The organism is Paucibacter soli, assembly GCF_037482845.1.
Classification (GTDB): Bacteria; Pseudomonadota; Gammaproteobacteria; order Burkholderiales; family Burkholderiaceae_C; genus Paucibacter_B; species Paucibacter_B soli.
In genome coordinates this window covers 758,273-776,180 of record NZ_JBBHJW010000001.1, presented here as the reverse complement: position 1 = coordinate 776,180, position 17,908 = coordinate 758,273, and the positions used below count along the sequence as shown (strand labels likewise).

Annotated in this window: 18 protein-coding genes; 7 read left to right on the top strand and 11 right to left on the bottom strand. The window is 67.6% G+C overall.

Annotated features, from left to right (window positions below; all coding sequences use genetic code 11):
- The first annotated feature begins 7 nt into the window (after positions 1-7).
- Positions 8-1,174, top strand: a complete 1,167-nt coding sequence (locus tag WG898_RS03680) for a benzoate/H(+) symporter BenE family transporter (RefSeq protein WP_339601389.1) — start codon at positions 8-10, stop codon at positions 1,172-1,174.
- Between the two features lie 22 nt (positions 1,175-1,196).
- Positions 1,197-2,147 (top strand): glutathione synthase, encoded by a 951-nt coding sequence (gene gshB, locus WG898_RS03675; RefSeq protein ID WP_339601388.1) that lies wholly within the window; start codon positions 1,197-1,199, stop codon positions 2,145-2,147.
- Positions 2,148-2,154: 7 nt separating this feature from the next.
- Here the strand turns inward: gshB and WG898_RS03670 are convergent, their stop codons facing one another.
- The gene (locus WG898_RS03670) at positions 2,155-2,607 is read right to left on the bottom strand and encodes a hypothetical protein (RefSeq protein ID WP_339601387.1); all 453 of its coding nucleotides are present in this window, start codon (positions 2,605-2,607) and stop codon (positions 2,155-2,157) included.
- 356 nt (positions 2,608-2,963) lie between these two features.
- Between WG898_RS03670 and WG898_RS03665 the strand changes: the two genes are divergently transcribed.
- The gene (locus WG898_RS03665; RefSeq protein ID WP_339601386.1) at positions 2,964-4,838 is read left to right on the top strand and encodes an ATP-binding cassette domain-containing protein; all 1,875 of its coding nucleotides are present in this window, start codon (positions 2,964-2,966) and stop codon (positions 4,836-4,838) included.
- A 10-nt stretch (positions 4,839-4,848) separates the two neighbouring features.
- Here the strand turns inward: WG898_RS03665 and WG898_RS03660 are convergent, their stop codons facing one another.
- The 3 genes from WG898_RS03660 to WG898_RS03650 all read right to left on the bottom strand — a co-directional run bounded on the left by WG898_RS03660 (position 4,849) and on the right by WG898_RS03650 (position 8,066).
- Entirely contained in the window at positions 4,849-6,279 is a 1,431-nt protein-coding gene (locus tag WG898_RS03660) for an aminotransferase-like domain-containing protein (RefSeq protein ID WP_339601385.1), read from the bottom strand.
- 93 nt (positions 6,280-6,372) lie between these two features.
- A complete protein-coding gene (locus WG898_RS03655; RefSeq protein WP_339601384.1) occupies positions 6,373-6,933 on the bottom strand; it encodes a hypothetical protein in 561 nt (186 codons plus the stop codon).
- Complete coding sequence (locus WG898_RS03650; protein ID WP_339601383.1) at positions 6,930-8,066, bottom strand: DUF6502 family protein; 1,137 nt, start codon at positions 8,064-8,066, stop codon at positions 6,930-6,932. Before WG898_RS03650 ends, WG898_RS03655 begins: the two co-directional genes overlap by 4 nt.
- On the opposite strand from WG898_RS03650, the gene WG898_RS03645 reads away from it, so the two are divergent.
- The 4 genes from WG898_RS03645 (at position 7,975) to WG898_RS03630 (ending at position 11,662) form a co-directional block, all read left to right on the top strand.
- On the top strand, positions 7,975-9,267 hold the full coding sequence (locus tag WG898_RS03645; RefSeq protein ID WP_339601382.1) for a protease complex subunit PrcB family protein: 1,293 nt from the start codon (positions 7,975-7,977) through the stop codon (positions 9,265-9,267). The genes WG898_RS03650 and WG898_RS03645 overlap by 92 nt on opposite strands.
- Before the next feature lie 94 nt (positions 9,268-9,361).
- The gene (locus WG898_RS03640) at positions 9,362-10,291 is read left to right on the top strand and encodes a DMT family transporter (protein WP_339601381.1); all 930 of its coding nucleotides are present in this window, start codon (positions 9,362-9,364) and stop codon (positions 10,289-10,291) included.
- Entirely contained in the window at positions 10,288-10,434 is a 147-nt protein-coding gene (locus tag WG898_RS03635; RefSeq protein WP_339601380.1) for a hypothetical protein, read from the top strand. The genes WG898_RS03640 and WG898_RS03635 overlap by 4 nt, the downstream gene beginning before the upstream one ends.
- 19 nt (positions 10,435-10,453) lie before the next feature.
- Positions 10,454-11,662: an aminotransferase-like domain-containing protein gene (locus tag WG898_RS03630; protein WP_339601379.1), complete on the top strand. Its 1,209-nt coding sequence runs from the start codon at positions 10,454-10,456 to the stop codon at positions 11,660-11,662.
- A gap of 10 nt (positions 11,663-11,672) precedes the next feature.
- Here WG898_RS03630 and cyoE read toward each other — a convergent pair whose 3' ends face one another.
- Genes cyoE through WG898_RS03595 form a run of 7 tightly spaced genes read right to left on the bottom strand, consistent with a single transcriptional unit; the run spans position 11,673 to position 17,643 of the window.
- Positions 11,673-12,578 (bottom strand): heme o synthase, encoded by a 906-nt coding sequence (gene cyoE, locus WG898_RS03625; RefSeq protein ID WP_339601378.1) that lies wholly within the window; start codon positions 12,576-12,578, stop codon positions 11,673-11,675.
- Between the two features lies 1 nt (position 12,579).
- Entirely contained in the window at positions 12,580-12,900 is a 321-nt protein-coding gene (locus WG898_RS03620) for a cytochrome C oxidase subunit IV family protein (RefSeq protein ID WP_339601377.1), read from the bottom strand.
- A gap of 8 nt (positions 12,901-12,908) precedes the next feature.
- Complete coding sequence (locus WG898_RS03615; RefSeq protein WP_339601376.1) at positions 12,909-13,595, bottom strand: heme-copper oxidase subunit III family protein; 687 nt, start codon at positions 13,593-13,595, stop codon at positions 12,909-12,911.
- 24 nt (positions 13,596-13,619) lie between these two features.
- Positions 13,620-14,216: a cytochrome c oxidase subunit 3 family protein gene (locus tag WG898_RS03610; protein ID WP_339601375.1), complete on the bottom strand. Its 597-nt coding sequence runs from the start codon at positions 14,214-14,216 to the stop codon at positions 13,620-13,622.
- Positions 14,213-15,970 carry a cytochrome c oxidase subunit I gene (ctaD, locus tag WG898_RS03605; protein ID WP_339601374.1) on the bottom strand — a complete coding sequence of 586 codons (1,758 nt, stop codon included), beginning with the start codon at positions 15,968-15,970 and terminating at the stop codon, positions 14,213-14,215. Before ctaD ends, WG898_RS03610 begins: the two co-directional genes overlap by 4 nt.
- A gap of 24 nt (positions 15,971-15,994) precedes the next feature.
- The gene (locus WG898_RS03600; protein WP_339601373.1) at positions 15,995-17,086 is read right to left on the bottom strand and encodes a cytochrome c oxidase subunit II; all 1,092 of its coding nucleotides are present in this window, start codon (positions 17,084-17,086) and stop codon (positions 15,995-15,997) included.
- Positions 17,087-17,139: 53 nt separating this feature from the next.
- Positions 17,140-17,643 carry a hypothetical protein gene (locus WG898_RS03595; RefSeq protein ID WP_339601372.1) on the bottom strand — a complete coding sequence of 168 codons (504 nt, stop codon included), beginning with the start codon at positions 17,641-17,643 and terminating at the stop codon, positions 17,140-17,142.
- Between the last annotated feature and the right edge of the window lie 265 nt (positions 17,644-17,908).

Below are 17,908 nucleotides of genomic sequence, written 5' to 3'. Positions count from 1 at the left end.
TTGCGGCATGAGAATTTGGCTCAATGATCTCTCGGTGGCATCGGCCGTGGCGGGGTTTGTGGCGGTGCTGGTGGGTTTCACCAGCTCGGTGGCCATCGTATTCCAGGCGGCCCAGGCCCTGGGTGCTACTTCGTCACAGATCAGCTCGTGGATGTGGGCACTGGGCCTGGGCATGGGCATCACCAGCCTCGCGCTGTCGCTGTGGACGCGCCAGCCGGTGCTGACCGCCTGGTCCACGCCCGGCGCGGCGCTGCTGGCCGGCACCGCCGGCATCAGCATGCCAGAGGCCATCGGCGCCTTCATGGTGTGCGGCGCGCTGATCCTGCTGGCCGGCCTCACCAAGGCCTTTGAGCGCGTGATGGATCGCATCCCGGTGGCGGTGGCCTCGGCGCTGCTGGCCGGGGTGCTGGCACGCTTCGGGCTGGACGCGGTGACGAGCGTGAAGACCGCCCCGTTGCTGGTGCTGGTGATGGCGGCCGTCTACCTTGCCGGGCGGCGCTGGTGGCCGCGCTATGCGGTGCCCGCGGTGCTGCTGGCCGGCGTGGCGGTGGCGGCCGCGCAGGGGCGGCTGCACATGGGCGAAGTGCGCTGGAGCTGGGCGCAGCCGGTCTGGACCAGCCCAAGCTTCAGCATGGCGGCGCTGATCGGCGTGGCGCTGCCGCTCTTTCTCGTCACCATGGCCTCGCAGAATCTGCCCGGCGTGGCGGCCCAGCGCGCCTCGGGCTACCAGACCCCGATCTCGCCCAGCATCAGCGCCACCGGTCTGGCGACCCTGCTGCTGGCGCCCTTTGGCGGCTATGCCTTCAACCTTGCGGCCATCACCGCGGCAATCTGCATGGGGCGCGAAGCGCATGAGGATCCGCGGCGCCGCTACACCGCCGCCACCATGGCCGGCCTGTTCTACATCGCCCTGGGCCTGGCCGGCGGCGCGGTGGTGGGCCTGCTGGCGGCCTTCCCGCGCGAACTGGTGGCGGCGGTGGCAGGTCTTGCCCTGATGGGAACCATCGCCGGTGGCCTGGCCGCGGCGCTGAAGGAGGAAAAGCATCGCGATGCCGCCATCCTGACCTTTCTGGTCACGCTCTCGGGCGTCTCCTTGCTGGGCATAGGCTCGGCCTTCTGGGGTGTGGTGGCGGGCACGGTTTCTCTTTTGGTGCAACACTTCCGAGCCAAGTGAATCAACAGCAACCAGAGCCACCATGAAGATCCTGTTCGTCGCCGACCCGCTTGAATCCTTCAAGACCTACAAGGACAGCACCTTCGCGATGATGCGCGAGGCCGCCCGGCGCGGCCATGAGCTGTGGGCCTGCGAGCCCGCCGACCTGGTCTGGCACGCCGGTGCTCGGGTGGTGGCGCGCCAGGCGCGCGCGATCACGCTGACCGGCGATGCCTACGCCTGGTTCAGCGTCGTGAGCAGCGCCGAGCTGGCGCTGGCCGATACCCAGGCCGTCATCATGCGCAAGGACCCGCCCTTCGACAGCGAGTACTTCTATGCCACTCACTTGCTCGGCCAGGCCGAGCGCGAGGGCGCACGTGTCTTCAACAAGCCCGCGGCGCTGCGCGACCATCCCGAGAAGCTCGCCATCCTGGAGTTCCCGCAGTTCATTGCGCCCACCCTGGTGACGCGCAGCGAGGCCGCGATCCGCGCTTTCCATGCCGAGCAGGGCGACATCATCCTGAAGCCCCTGGACGGCATGGGCGGCATGGGCATCTTCCGCGTGCCGGCCGATGGCCTCAACCTCGGCGCCATCATCGAAACCCTCAACAAGGGCGGCGCCGAGACGGTGATGGTGCAGCGCTACCTGAGCGCCATCAAGGACGGCGACAAGCGCGTGCTGGTGATAGGGGGTCAGGTCGTGCCCTTCTGCCTGGCGCGCATTCCGCAAGGCGGCGAGGTGCGCGGCAACCTGGCCGCCGGCGGCAAGGGCGTGGCCCAGGCGATCAGCGCGCGCGACCGCGAGATCGCCGAAACCCTGGGCCCGATCCTGGCCGCGCGCGGCCTGCTGCTGGTGGGCCTGGACGTGATCGGCGACTGCCTCACCGAGATCAACGTCACCAGCCCGACTTGCTTCCAGGAGATCACCGACCAGACCGGCTTCGACGTGGCCAAGATGTTCGTCGACGCGCTGGAGCGCAGCGCCGCCGCCTGAGTCGCTCTCAAGGCATCAGCAAGGCCACGGTGCTGCGCTGCTCGGATTGCTCGTCCGGGGCCTTGAACTCGATCACAAACGCGAACAGCTGATCGTCCGCGTTGTCGTTGCCACAGTCGAGTCGGTGCACCGCGCGCCTGACGGCCTGGCGGTAGTCGGACTGTCGCGTGCTGGCCCTGACGCCATGCATTTGCTCGCCCTGCAGGCGGAACTGCACCTGCACCTGGGCGGGCTCCTCGACGCGCCACCAGGCGCCGCCCAGCTCCTCCTGCAGTTTGGCAGCGATGCCGGGGCAGACCTTGCGCACGTCTGTGCGCAGCATCTCGTCGCGCTTCTGGCCGCTGACCTCGACGCGATTCAAATCCTTGGTGCCGCTGTCGGCCGCGGCTGCGGCACCGGTGAAGATGGTCATGGCGGCGGCGGCCAGCAGGCCGGAAACAGGGGTGCTGAGGTGCTTCATGATGACTCCGTGGCTGAGGGTTGAGGCGGCGGCTTGGCGGCACTGCTGCCCTTCCATGTCCGCGCTCAATCCAGACTAGGCGGCGCTTGCGGCGCCACCAAGCCTGGGCCGACCAAGCGGCGACATGCGCCGACGATTTGCCGTATTGCGGCGACGAACGAAGGCCGGGCGGTGCGGCGTTCCTGCATGCGCTGTGTATGACTTTTTTCCGGGGTCAGGTCTTGCCGTGTGAACTGGCCGTGACCATGGTCATGCGCGGCGTGCCCCACGCTTGGCCGGGCGATGCGCATGACGATTGGCAACCCGATTTCCGTGCCCGCGGCGGCAGGACCGCCGCGTCGGGGACAATCGGCCCCATGGCAGTCCTCTCAATCAGCAACGCCCATCTCGCATTCGGCCATGTCGCCCTGCTGGATGGCGCCAACTTCTCACTCGAAATCGGTGAGCGCGTCGGTCTCATAGGCCGCAACGGCACGGGCAAGTCCTCGCTGCTGAAAATCCTCGCCGGCCTCGAGAAGCTCGACGACGGCTTGCTGCAGCTGCAGCAAGGCCTCACCAGCGTCTACGTGCCGCAGGAGCCCGAGCTGCGCGCCGACGCCACGATCTTCGAGGTGGTGAGCGAGGGCGTGGCCGAGGCCAAGGCGCTGCGCGCGCGCTACGAGATCCACGACGAGAACGACGACCTCGCCTGGGTGCAGGAACGCATCGAGCATATCGGCGCCTGGAACTGGGAGCAGCGCGTCGACGAGACCCTGCAGCGCCTGGGCCTGGACGGCTCGCGCCTGGTGGGCGCACTCTCGGGCGGGCTGAAGAAGCGCGTGGCCCTGGGCCGCGCCCTGGTGGCCCAGCCCGATGTGCTGCTGCTGGACGAACCCACCAACCACCTGGACCTGGACGCCATCACCTGGCTGGAGGACCTGCTCAACAACTTCAAGGGCTCGCTGCTCTTGATCACCCACGACCGCGCCTTCCTCGACAACGTGGCCAACCGCATCGTCGAGCTGGACCGTGGGCAGCTGCGCGGCTACCCCGGCAATTTCGCCGCCTTCACCGCCGCCAAGGAATACGAGCTGCAGAACGAGGCGCTCTTCAATGCCCGCTTCGACAAGCTGCTGGCGCAGGAAGAGGTGTGGATACGCAAGGGCGTGGAAGCGCGCCGCACGCGCAGCGTGGCGCGCATCCAGCGCCTGGAGGCGATGCGCCAGGCGCATGCGGCGCGCCGCGATGTGCAGGGCAAGGTCAAGCTCGATATCGACACCGGTGGTGCCAGCGGCAAGATCGTGGCCGAGCTGGAGAACGTGTTCAAGAGCTATGGCGATCGCACCATCGTGCGCGATTTCAGCGCCACCATTCTGCGCGGCGACAAGGTCGGCCTGGTGGGCCCCAACGGCGCCGGCAAGACCACGCTCTTGAAGATGATTCTGGGCGAGCTGGCACCCGACAGCGGCGAGGTGCGCCAGGGCTCGCGCCTTTCGGTGGCCTATTTCGACCAGATGCGCGACACGCTCAACCTGGACGCGACCCTGGCCGACACCATCAGTCCCGGCAGCGAGTGGATCGAGATCGGCAGCCAGAAGAAGCATGTGAAGAGCTATCTGGGCGACTTCCTGTTCTCGCCCGCGCGTGCCAACTCGCCGGTGAAGAGCCTCTCCGGCGGCGAGCGCAACCGCCTACTGCTGGCGCGCCTGTTCGCGCGACCCGCCAATGTGCTGGTGCTGGACGAGCCCACCAACGACCTGGACATCGAGACCCTGGAGCTGCTGGAAGAGCTGCTGGCCGAGTACGACGGCACCGTCTTCCTGGTCAGTCACGACCGGCGCTTTCTCGACAACGTCGTCACCTCCACCATCGTCAGCGAGGGCGAGGGGCGCTGGCGCGAATACGAGGGCGGGGTACAGGACTGGCTGCTGCAATCCAAGCGTGCCGCGGCGCTGCAGGCCAAGCAGGCGCCGGCGCCCGCACCGGCGCCCACTCCCGCGCCGGCCGTGGCCCTTGCCCCGGTCGCGCCGAAGCGCAAGCTCAGCTACAAGGAGCAGCGCGAGCTGGACGAGTTGCCCGCCCGCATCGAGGCGCTGGAGACCGAGCAGGCCCAGGTGGCCGCGCTGCTGGCCGGCAGCGAGCTCTACACCCAGGGGGCCGCGCGCCTGGCCGAGGTGACGGCGCGCGCCGGCCAGATCGAGGACGAGCTGATGGGCTTGCTGGAGCGCTGGGAAATCCTCGGCGCGCGCTGAAGAAAGAGCGCTAGCGCTTCTCGCCGCGCAGCTGCTGCAGCAGGCGCCAGAAGCGCGCGTCCTGCGAGGTGGCGAAGTTGATGCGCATCAGCGTGCCGGCGCGGCGCGTCGGGCTGAACAGCAGGCCCGGTGCGATCAGCCAGCCGGCGTCCAGCATGCGCTGCGCCAGGCGCTCGGTGTCCATGCCCAGCTCCAGCCAGCCGAACAGGCCCTGCGGCGGGGTCACGAATTCGCAGCCGGCCTCCTCGGCGAGGCGCACCACGCGCTGGCGCGCCGCGTCCAGCCGGGTGATGACGCGCTCGGCATGGCGGCGCAGCTGGCCCTGCTCCAGGCAGATCGCCACCGCGCGGTCCAGCAGCGGGCTGGTGGTGAGGGTGGAGAGCAGCTTCAGCTCGGTAAGCTGGTGCACCTTGTCGGGGCTGGCCGCCACATAGCCGACGCGCCAGGCCGGTGTGAGGATCTTGGAAAAGCCCGAGACATAGAGCGTGCGCTTGAGACCATCCAGGGCCGAGAGCCGCGGCGCGTGGTTGGGCGCCAGAAAGGCATAGGTGTCGTCCTCCACGATCATCAGATCGGCGCTTTCCGCCAGCTTGAGGATCTGGTGCGCACTCGCCAGTGAGAGGCTGTGGCCGGTGGGGTTGTGCAGCACCGAGACGGTCACATACATGCGCGGCCGATGCTCCTCGATGAGGCGCGCCATCACCTCCAGATCCGGGCCCTGCGGGCCGCGCGGCACCGGCAGCAAGCGCATGCCGGCCTGGGTGAGGCGCGCATACTCGATCGCCCAGCCGGGGTCGTCCACCAGCACCGCGTCGCCGGGGGCGAGCAGGCTGCGTGTGATCAGGTCCAGCGCATGGGTGGCGCCCACGGTGCTGACGATCTGCTCGGGCGCGGCATGCACGCCGATGTCCTCCAGCCTGCGCGCCAGCGCGGCGCGCAGGCGCGGGTCGCCGCCGGGCTCGCCGTACTGCAGGGCCAGTTGGTCGGGCTCCTCGCTCTGGCTGACGACGCGCCGCATGGCGCTCTGCAGCATGGGCAGGTCCAGCCATTCGCCCGGCAGGGTGCCCAGGCCCGGCGCGTGGCGCGCGTCGGCCTGGAACATGCCGCGTATCAGGGCCGAGGCGTCGATCGGTGCGTTGTGGTTTGCCGGGCTGGGGGCGGGCCGCTTGGCATGCGGGCGTGCCTCGCGCAGATCGCGCACGAAAAAGCCACGCTGCTTGCGCGCCTCCAGCATGCCCGAGGCCAGCAGCTGGTCGTAGGCCGCCACCACCGTGTAGGGGCTCACGCCATGGTGGCGCGCGCATTCGCGCACCGAGGGCAGGCGCGCGCCCGGCAGCAGCAGGCGCTGCTGGATGCGTTCGGCAAAGCGCAGCGCCAGCTGCTGGGCCAGCGGGGTGCTGGCATCGCGCGACAGGGGTGAGGCGGCGGCGCTGTGGCTCATGGTGGGCTCTCCGGCAATGAACGAACAACAAACAATGCAGCAGCCAAGTGTACTGGTGCTGTATTGCCCTGGCGTCCTGCCGGCGCCCCCGGCTCAGGGGCAGCTGCGCGGGGTCGTCTGATTGCCGCTGAGCCTTTGCAGCTGCAGCAGCGCCAGCAACTGGCCGCTGCCGTTGCGCAGCTCCAGCTGCAGGCGTGGCGTGCCACCATCGCCGCTGCTGGGCGCCAGCGCCTGCACCATGCCCATGGCCAGCACCGGCTCGATCAGCTTGGCGTCCAGATAGCCGCCATAGAAGAGCGCAGGCGCGCTGCCTGCCTGGCCCCATTCGGCGCTATAGCTCACGCGCGGGCAGCCGCCCTCCAGGCTGAGTTTGTTGCCTTCGAAACTCAGCACGAACTCGGGGTTGGCCCCGGCGCTGCTGGCGTACTGAACCTTGAGCGTGCCGGGATGGTTGGGGCTGATGCTGTTGCTGCCAATGGGCGGCTCGCAGCTGAGCTGGGTGGCCCAGGGGGCGCTGCAGACTGGGGCGGACTGGGCGCCGGCCTTGGCGAGGTAGTTCTGGGATTCGGAGGTCAGGCCGGTGCCGCCCGTGCCAGGCCCACAGGCACTCAAGAGCAGGGCGACCGCGCAGCCAAGCATGTGTTTTGGATTCATTGCTTCTTTCCCTTATCCATGGGTTCAGCATAGAAATAGACGCCGAAGCGCGCACGCTGACTTCTTTCGTCAGATTTGGCATGTTTGGCGTCGTCATTGAATCGGTCCTGAGCTTCCTGCATCACCAGCTTGAAGGCCTGGCGCCATGCCTGGCGCGAGACTTGATGCAGTTTGGTGGCTGAGGCCGGAGTGAGTTCGTCGACGAAGATGGACTGCTCCAGGAACTTGCCTTCACCGAGAAGATTGGCGCTACTTGCAGACAAGGCATCGCTCATATTGCTTGCGTACATCCAGGCCATCTCTTCCATGCCTTGGTGTGGGGTGAACTCCTCCGCCAACAAGCGCACGCCATCGGCTTCTTCGGCCACTCCTCCCAGCCGCAGCAATTCATCCAGCACGGCACGCGGTCGGATGTCGCTGCTGACGCGCGTGACCAGCGCATCGAAACTGTCCTCACTGCCGCTTCGAGGCAAGACCCTGGGTCGGCCGCCGTCATCAACAAACGGTGCTGAGTTGAGCCACAGCGCCACCACTTCGGCGGCCATGCTCAGGGGTCGGGTCGAGCCCTCGTCTTCCGGCTTGGTTTCGGCCAGCCGCGTCAGATTGCGCACATCGCGCCGGTGCACGCCCGACAGCAGACTCACCGCACTGTCGGTCTGCGGCATGCCGCGGTCCTTCAATTCGCGCTGCGCCGCGGCCAGGAATTCCGCCTTCAAGGCCTGGGCGAAGGCCGGGTAGGCCACGCCGCGCTTGACCAGCAGCCGCACCAGCGGCCGCAACACCTTGAGGCAGACCTCCAGCGTGAGGGTGGCGGCGGACTTCATAAGTCGCAGCGACACCGCAGCGGCTTGGGCTGAATCTGACTGCTGGCCTGAGGCATGGCGGATGGGCTTTGTGTTTGGTTTTGGATCTGGCCTGGCGGCGCGGGCGCATTGTCGATCGGTTGACGTGGGCCCTGATGTGTGGAATATTATCCCACACAACATTCGACCGGAGGAGAAAACTGTGATGAAGACGATGACGACAAGAAGGAGCGGCGCGATGCCCTGGCTGACGACGCTGGGTTTGGCAGTTGCGGCGGCACTGAGCGCCTGTGGCGGCGGCGGGACGGATTCGCTCGGTCCCGAGCCCAAGCCGCTGATCCTGCAGGGCACGGCGGCGGTGGGCATGGCGGTGGTGGGTGGCCAGGTGAGTGGCAAATGCCTGAAGGGCACAGGCAGCGCCACCACCGCTGCAGATGGCGGCTACAAAATCATCGTCCCGGACGGGCAACTGCCCTGCGCCCTGGAACTCAAGCATGCCGCCAGCGGCCTGCAGTTGCGCTCGCTGGCGGTGCCCGGCGGCAACGGCGAGACCGCCAACCTGACCCTGCTGACCGAGATGGTCACGACCCGACTGGCGCGGCGTGACGCCGCGGCCTACTTCGCCGGCTTCGATGCCGCGGCCGGCAAGGCCCTCAGCGTCGACAAGGTCAAGCTGGCCCAGGCCGATGTGGGCAAGCTGCTGGCGCCCACCACCGAGATCCGCAACCTGGGGGACTTCCTCGGCACGCCGCTGAAGGCCGCCACGCCCGCCAACCCCGGCCAGGGCGATGCGCAGGACAAGCTGCTGGACGCCTTGCACATGCGGCTCAGCAAGGCCCGCCAGGCACAGCTGCTGGGCGTGCTGGCGAATGCCGCCGACCCGGTGGACCCAGCGCCCTTCCAGCCCTGGATCACGGTGGAGCCCCAGGCCCTGAGCATGCTGGCCGGCGCCAGCCAGAGCCTGATGGCCGACATCAACTACCCGCCCAATGTGGTCTATGTGCGCCAGCCGGTGAAGTGGGCGCTGCTGGAAGCCAATGGCGGTGCGGTGGAGGCCCTCAACGGCAAGTACACCGCACCCAGCGCGAACGGTGTCTACCATGTGCGCGCCACGCGCGAGGACTTTGGCAGCGTGAGCGCCGATGTCACCGTGACCGTGGGCCAGCTGCAGAGCCTGGACCAGCGCGCCATCTCGGGCATCAAGAAGGCGCGCAATGCGGTGGTGCTCGACCAGGCCGCCTGGGCCGAGCTGTGGGGCCAGCATGTGGCCGGCAACACGCCGGCACCGGTTCTGCCGGCGGTGGACTTCGGCAAGGAGATGGTGTTGGCGGTGTTCCTGGGCGAGCGCAGCAACGGCTGCGCCAGCGTGGCGATCAGCGGGGTTGCGTCCAACGGCGCGGCGCTACAGGTGGTCTATCAGGAAGGCAAGCCCGCGGCCGGCAGCAACTGCGCCCAGGTGCTCAGCGCCCCGGCGCATCTGGTCAGGTTGCCCAGGTCGGCGCTGCCGGTGGAGTTCGTGCCGAAGCCCTGAGTGCCTCTGTGCCGGTCAGCCTGCCAATACAGAGGAGCTGGCTGATCGGCCGACTGTACTGGCCATGTACTGCATCCGGCCATAGACTGGCTGGATGCAGCCCCAAACCCTCGCATCCACGGCCTCCAGCGCGCCCGCCGATCTGCGCCGCGGCCTGGCCCTGGGGGTGCTGGGGGTGTTCATCTTTGCGCTCAGCATCCCGATGACGCGCCTGGCCAGCGGCAGCGCCGCGGCGCCGCAACTGCCGCCCGAGTTCGTGGCATTGGGGCGGGCGGCGTTGGCGGGTTTGCTGTCCATCGCCTATTTGCGCTGGACCGGGGCGCCGCGCCCGCAGGGGCGCCAATGGGCGCTGCTGGCCTTCACCGCCCTGGGCGTGGTGTTCGGCTGGCCCTTGCTGCTGGGCTATGCGGTGCGCCAGGTGGATGCCGTGCATGCCTCGGTGATCTCGGGCGTGCTGCCACTGGCCACCGCGGTGATCGCGGCCCTGGCGTTGCGCCAGCGTCCCAGTCTGGGTTTCTGGGCCTGCGCGGTGGCCGGGCTGGCCCTGGTGCTGTGCTTTGCCTGGTGGCGCGGCGCGGCCGGCCCGCAGGCGGCCGACCTGCTGCTGCTGGGCGCGGTGCTGAGTGCCGCGGCCGGCTATGTCAGCGGCGCCCAGCTGAGTGCGGCCATCCGGCCCGAGCAGGTGATCAGCTGGGTGCTGGTGCTGAGCCTGCCGCTGACGCTGCCCGCGGCCTGGCTGTTCTGGCCCGCGCAGCCGATCCGCGCGGCGGCCTGGGGCGGCTTTCTGTACGTGGCGCTGTTTTCGATGTGGTTGGGCTTTTTTGCCTGGTACCGGGCGCTGGCCCTGGGCGGCGCGGTGCGCGTCAGCCAGGTGCAGGTGCTGCAACCCTTTCTGTCCATGCTGCTGGCGGTGCCGATTCTGGGCGAGGCGCTGGACGGCGTGACGCTGTTGTTCGCGCTGGCCGTGATTGCCGTGGTTTGGTTGGGCAAGCGCATGCCCGTGCACGCGCAGGACGCGCGATGAAGCTGCTGTGCTTGCTGGCCAGCATGAGCTGGGAAACCCTTGCGCAGCCGCTCAGCCGGCTGCCAATTTTCGACAGTACCGCGCTGCAGGCGCAGGCGACGGTGGACTGGATTTGTACCCCCGGTGGTACAAGGACGGATTGATTTGCAGGAGACACAAGCAATGAGCACCATCTGGACCCAGGCGCGTCGCGCCGCGCGCATGAACCCGTCCATCATTCGCGAAATTCTCAAGGTCACCGAGAAGCCCGGCATCCTCTCGATGGCCGGCGGCCTGCCCTCGTCCGACACCTTCCCGGTGGAGGCGCTGAAGGCCGCCTGCGACAAGGTGCTGAGCGAGAACGCCAAGGAGGCCCTGCAATACGCCGCCAGCGAGGGCTTTGCGCCGCTGCGCGAATGGGTGGCCAAGCGCGTGGCCTCGCTGGGCATGCAGGTCGATCCCGACCAGGTGCTGATCACCAACGGCTCGCAGCAGGGCCTGGACCTGGTGGGCAAGATCCTGTGCGACGCCGGCGCACCGGTGGCGGTGGAAACGCCCACCTATCTGGGCGCGCTGCAGGCCTTCACGCCCTACGAGCCGATCTTCACCAGCCTGGCCAGCGACGCGCAGGGCCCCCTGCCCGAGGCCTTTGCCAGGCTGCCGCATGACGCGCCGGGCACGCGCTTTGCCTATCTGCTGCCCAACTACCAGAACCCCACCGGTCGCGTCATGAGCCTGGCGCGCCGCCAGGCGGTGATGGCGGCGGCCAAGGCGGCCGGCGTGCCGGTGATCGAAGACAACCCCTACGGCGACCTCTGGTTCGACGAGCCGCCGCTGCCCTCGCTCTCCTCGATGTGGCCGGAGGGCTCGATCTACCTGGGCTCCTTTTCCAAGGTGCTGACGCCGGGCTTCCGCCTGGGCTTCATCATTGCGCCCAAGGAGCTCTACCCCAAGCTGCTGCAGGCCAAGCAGGCGGCCGATCTGCACACGCCGGGTTTCAACCAACGCGTCGTTTACGAGGTCATCAAGAACGGTTTCCTGGACGAGCATGTGCCCAAGATCCGTGCCCGCTACAAGGCGAATCGCGATGCCATGGCCACGGCGCTGCAACAGCATCTGCCGGCGGGCTGCGAATGGCAGAGCCCCAAGGGCGGCATGTTCTTCTGGATCCGCCTGCCCGAGGGCCTGGACGCGATGGCCCTGCTGCCCCTGGCAGTGGAAGCGAACATCGCCTATGTGCCGGGCGCGGCCTTCTACGCCAGCGCGCCGGACCCGCGTGCGCTGCGCCTGTCCTTCGTGACGCTCACACCCGAGCTGATCACCGAGGGCGTGGCCATCTTGGGCCGCGTGCTGCACGAGGCGCTGGAAACGCAGGTCGAGCCGACGCCCTGAGGGCCGCTGCTCAAGCTAGCAGCAGAAAGTGATCGGCCAGCAAGAGGCCGAAGAGCGCGAACAGGTAGGCGATGGAGAAGCGGAAGCTCATCATCGCCTGCAGCTTGTCGCGCCGCAGCCGGTAGTTCCAATGCAGATAACGCGCGCCCACCAGCGCCGCGCCCAGCAGGTAGGGCCAGCCGCTCATGCCGATCGCCCAGGGCAGCAGGCTGGTGAACACCAGCACCCAGGTGTATTGCAGGATGCGGCGGCTGGTATGCGCAACGCCATGCGTGACCGGCAGCATCGGCACGGCGGCGCGCGCATAGTCCTCGCGCCGGTGGATCGCCAGGGCCCAGAAATGCGCCGGGGTCCAGATGAAGATGATGAGGAAGAGCAGCAAGGCGCCGGGCTCGATCTGCCCCTGCACCGCCACCCAGCCCAGCAGCGGCGGCGCGGCGCCCGCGGCACCGCCGATGACGATGTTCTGCGGCGTCGCATGTTTCAGAACCAGGCTGTAGATGCCGGCATAGCCGATCAGCGAGCCCAGCGTGAGCGCGGCGCACAGCGGGTTGGTGTAGGCCATCAGCAGGGCCATGCCGGCGCTGCCCAGCAGCAGCGCGTAGGCGAGCACCTGGGGCGCGCCGAGGCTGCCGGTGGGCAGGGGGCGGCCGCGTGTGCGCGCCATCAAGGCATCGATGCGGCGGTCCACCAGATGGTTCACGGCGGCGGCGGCACTCGCCACCAGGGCGATGCCCAGATTGCCGAACAGCAGTAACTGCCAGTCCGGCAGGCCGGGGCGAGCCAGCAGCATGCCCACCAGCACGGTGAAGCTCATCAGCGCCACCACGCGCGGCTTGCCGAGCTCGAAGTAGCTGCGCCAGAGCGGCCGGCGTGCGCCGGCGAGATCCAGGCTGAGGCTGGAATCGTTGCTCATGTCATTTGAAATAGAAGCTGCGCATCTGGTGCACCCAGCTGGCCTCGCTGAACATCAGCCCGATCAACACCGCCAGCAGCAGCGGCGGCAGCAGGATGGCGTAGATGAGCGCCAGCCGCTCCCAGGCCATGTGCATGAAGACGGCGACGATGAGCCCGGCCTTGAGCGCCATGAAGGCGAGGATCAGGGTCCAGCGCAGCAGGCCATGGAGCTGGAAATAGTCCACCAGATAGGACATGGTGCTGAGCACGAACAGCAGGCCCCAGACCTTGAAATACAGGGCGATCGGGGGTTGCTGGTGCTCTGGGCTGCTTGCATGCATGGCTGACCTCACCACAGGTAGAAGAGCGCGAAGATGAAGACCCAGACCAGGTCCACGAAGTGCCAGTAGAGGCCGGCGATCTCGACGATCTGGTAGTTGGGCCCGCCCGGCCCACGCTCGTAGCGACCCTGCTGCACGCGCCGCGCCACGATGGCCAGGTAGATCACCCCGGCCGAGACATGCAGGCCGTGGAAGCCGGTGATCATGAAGAAGCAGGCGCCGAACTGGGCCGCCCCCATCGGATTGGCCCAGGGCCTTACGCCCTCGTGGATCAACTTGGTCCACTCGAAGGCCTGCATGCCCACGAAGGTGGCGCCCAGCAGGGCGGTGGCCAGCATCAGCGCCGCGGCCGCGCCGCGCTGGCGCCGGTAGGCGCAGTTCACCGCCATCGCCATGGTGCCGCTGCTGCTGATCAGCACAAAGGTCATGATGGCAATCAGCAGCAGCGGCACCGGCTGGCCGGCGATCTGCAGCGAGAACACCTCGCTGGGGTTGGGCCAGGGCACGGTGGTGCTGTTGCGCACCGCCATATAGCCGGTGAGGAAGCAGCTGAACACAAAGGTGTCGCTGAGCAGGAAGATCCACATCATGGCCTTGCCCCAGGGCACCTGGAAGGCCTGCTGGTCGGCGGCCCAGTCCTCGACGAGGCCGCGCCAGCCTGGGGTGCTGCTGCCGGTGGTGGAGCTGGCGGTCATGGGGGGCTCCTTGGTGGTGCCGGTTCAGCGCGTGCCGCAGATGGCACGCACCAGTTCGGGGCTTAGCCAGCCCAGGGTGGCGTAAAGCAATGCCCAGAGCAGCAAGAGGAAATGCCAGAAGCGTGCGCACAGCGCCAGGCCTATGGCGCGCTGGGCGGCATCGGCCCGCGGCCAGGCGCGCAGGCAGCGCCACCAGCCCCACAGGCCGCCCAGCACGTGCAGGCCATGCATGGCGGTGAGCAGGTAGAGAAAGCTCGCCGCCGGGTTGCCGCTCGGCAGCACGCGTGCCGCCGCCAGGGCCTGCCAGCCCCAGAGCTGCACCAGCACAAAGGCGAGGGCACAGAGGCCACCCCAGCGCAAACCGCGGGCGTCGCGCGCGGCGTAGCGGCGGCCCAGTTCCAGGGCCAGGCTGCCCAGCGCCAGCAGGGCGCTGCTGAGCATGAACTGCCAGGGCAGGGCGAGCGGGAAGCCCTCCAGCCCGTTCAGCCGCATGACATAGGCCACCAGCAGCAGGAAGAAGATCGAGCTCGACACCGCCATCATGAACCACAGGGCGGTGCTGGCGGCGGCCTGTGGACGTGGCCAGGCGCCGGTTTGCAAGGGGGCGGCCAGGCCGTTCATGCCAGTTGCTCCCGGGGCCTGCCGTGGCTGGTGTCGGGGCCCTCGACACCGCCGGCGGACAGCGGTGCGGTCTGCGGGATGAAGTCCTCCGGCGCGCCCGGCACGCTATAGGCATAGGCCCAGCGATGCACCACCGGCAGGGTGGCACCCCAGTTGCCATGGCACGGCGGGGTGTCGGGCGTGAACCATTCCAGCGAGGCGGCGCGCCAGGGGTTGGGCTCGGCCCTGCGGCCGGCCTTCAGGCTCCACAGCAGGTTGAACACGAACACCAGCTGGGTGATGCCCACGATGATGGCCGCCACCGTGATGAAGGTGTTGAGCTGGTGGGCCGAATCGGGGATGAACTGGTAGTTCCGGTACTCGTAGTAGCGCCGCGGCATGCCCAGCAGGCCGAGGTAATGCATGGGGAAATAGATCGCGTAGGTGCCGATGAAGGTGAGCCAGAAATGCAGATGGCCGAGGCGGTCGTCGAGCATGCGGCCGCTGATCTTGGGGTACCAGTGGTAGATCGCGCCGAACACCACCAGCAGCGGCGCCACCCCCATCACCATATGGAAATGAGCCACGACGAAGTAGGTGCCCGAAAGCGGGATGTCCACGCTGACGTTGCCCAGGAACAGCCCGGTCAGCCCGCCGATGATGAAGGTGGAGATGAAGGCGAGCGCGAACAGCATCGGCACGCTCAGATGTATGTCGCCGCGCCATAGCGTGAGCAGCCAGTTGTAGACCTTGATCGCGGTGGGCACGGCAATGATGAGGGTGCTGGTGGCGAAGAAGAAACCGAAGTAGGGGTGCATTCCACTGACGAACATATGGTGGGCCCACACCACGAAGCTCAGCACGCCGATCGCCAGGATGGCCCAGACCATGGTGCGGTAGCCGAAGATGCACTTGCGCGCATGCACGCTGATGAGGTCGGAGACGATGCCGAAGGCCGGCAGCGCGACGATATAGACCTCGGGGTGGCCGAAGAACCAGAACAGGTGCTGGAACAACAGCGGGCTGCCGCCCTTGGTCTCGGTGATCTGGCCCATCGAGACCAGTGCGGGCATGAAGAAACTGGTGCCTATGGTCTTGTCCAGCAGCATCATGATGCCGCTCACCAGCAGGGCCGGAAAGGCCAGCAGGGCCAGGATGGTGGCGGTGAAGATGCCCCAGACGGTGAGCGGCATGCGCAGCAGGCTCATGCCGCGGGTGCGCGCCTGCAGCACCGTGGTGACATAGTTCAGGCCACCCATGGTGGCGGCGACGATGAAGATCACCAGCGAGACCAGCATCAGGATGATGCCCCAGTCATGGCCGGGCGTGCCGGGCAGGATGGCTTGCGGCGGATACAGCGTCCAGCCCGCGCCGGTGGGGCCGCCGGGCACGAAGAAGCTGATCATCAGCACCACCACCGAGAGCAGGTAGACCCAGAAGCTCAGCATGTTCAGGTAGGGGAACACCATGTCGCGTGCCCCCACCATCAGCGGGATCAGGTAGTTGCCAAAACCGCCCAGGAACAGCGCGGTGAGCAGATAGATCACCATGATCATGCCGTGCATGGTGACGAACTGGTAATAGCGCTCGGCGTTGATGAATTCGAACTGGCCCGGGAAGCCGATCTGCAGCCGCATCAGATTGGACAGCAGCAGGCCCACCAGGCCCACCAGCACCGCGGTACCGCCATACTGGATCGCGATCACCTTGTGGTCCTGGCTCCAGACGTACCTGGTCCAGAAGCTCTGCGGTTCGTCATGCTCGGAATGGCTCATGCGCTCCTCGTTGGTCAGGGCTGTCTATTTGCTGCCGCGCGACTCGATATAGGCCACCAGGGCGTTGACCTCGTCGCTGCTGAGTTCGATCTTGGGCATGATGGGCGCAAAGCCCTTCACCACGCGCGCCTGCGGGTCGGTGATCTCGCCGCGCAGGAACGCCGCATCCACCTGCTGCGTGCTGCCATCGGCGAGGGTCTCGGTCTTGCCGTACAGACCCTTCCATGTCGGGCCCACGCCGGCCGAGCCGTCCACGCTGTGGCAGGCCACGCAGGCCTTGGCCTTGGCCAGCGCTTCGCCGCGCGCCACCGGCGTGTCGGCCACCGCGGCGGCCGGCTGACCGAAGTGCGCCTGGCCACCCAGCCAACTCTGGAACTGCGGCAGCGCCTCCACCACCACGGTGCCGCGCATATTGGCGTGGCCGACGCCGCAGAGCTGTGCGCACAGGGCCTCGTAGCGGCCCGCCTCGGTGGGCGTGAACCAGAAGCTGGTGACGGTGCCGGGCACCATGTTCAGGCGCGCGCGCATCGGCGGCATGTAGAAGTCGTGCAGCACGTCGGCCGAGCGCAGCAGGAACTTCATTGGCTGGTTCAGCGGCAGATGCAGCTCCGAGCCTTCCACCAGCACATCGTCCTGCCCATTGGGGTCGGCCGGGTCCAGGCCATAGGGGTTGCCGGCCGTCATGAAGCGTGCATCGCTGCTGCCGAACTTGCCGTCGGCGCCGGGGAAGCGGTAGCGCCACTGCCATTGCTTGCCCAGCACCTCGACCAACATGGCGTTGGCGGGCGGGCGCACATAGTCGGCGTAGACCAGCAGGCCGGGCGCCAGCAGGCCGATGATGCCCAGCGCGGTGATGCCGATCAGCCAGCGTTCCAGCCGATGGTTCTCGGGCTGATAGGCGGCGCGCCGGCCGGGCTTGTGCTTGAAACGCACGAGCAGCCAGACCAGCAGCAGGTTGAGGACGACGAAGAACAGGCCGGTCACCGCGAAGGTGATGTCCAGCGTGTGGTCCATCTCCAGCCAGTTGGATGCCAGCGCCGGGGCATGCCAGGGGTTGATGAAATGAAACACCAGTGAACCCAGCACCATGATGATGATCACCAAGGCCAAGATCATGCCCAACTCCTTCCAGCGTATGGAGGCTGCGCCCGGCGCAGCGAACCGGCTTGTCAGTGAGGCGTGCGGTACAGGGCCAGGCGCCAGTAGGTGCTGGCGGCGCTGATGCCGAAGATCAAATGCGCGATGAAGGTGCCCCAGCCGCGCAGGTCGCTCATCCAGGGGAACACCGTGCTCATCGCATGGAAGTTCACGAAGTAGACCAGCACCCCGGCCGCGGCCCCGATCACCTCCATCATGGCGGCGCTGGACTCGTAGTGGAAGCCGGCGATCACATAGGCCATGCAGAGGCCGAACACCAGGCCAAGCACATAGTGAGTTAGCAGGGCGACGCTGACAACGGCGAAGTCGAAGCCGGAGCCTTGCAGAACCTGTTGCCCGAGCATGATGGCAGCCACCAGACGCGAGGTATGCCAGGGGCTGACATCGTTCAGTACCGCCGACCAGACCAGCTCCAGCACCATCATCACGGCACCGGCCACCAGTCCGGCGACGCAGGCCACCGGCCAGTCCGGCGCGCCCTGCGACCATCGATGCGATTGCGCTTGTGCTTGCATGCGACCTCCTCAGCAGGGCAGCGATCGAGACGATCGACACACCTGGCATCTGGCCTCCGCCTGCGACGCGTGCAGGCGCTGAGGCGAATGGAGTGACGGACTGCTCTTGACTCGCGTCAATACGGTTTATATACCCCGCCCGTTGGGCCCGCAAGGGCAATGACGTGCATCTTCCCGACGCTGGGGGTCATGCCTTGCCTTGTGCGGTCAGGCCGGCAATACAGTGTGTGTGCGTGTCCGCGTGGCTGTACTGGTGTCGGTGGCC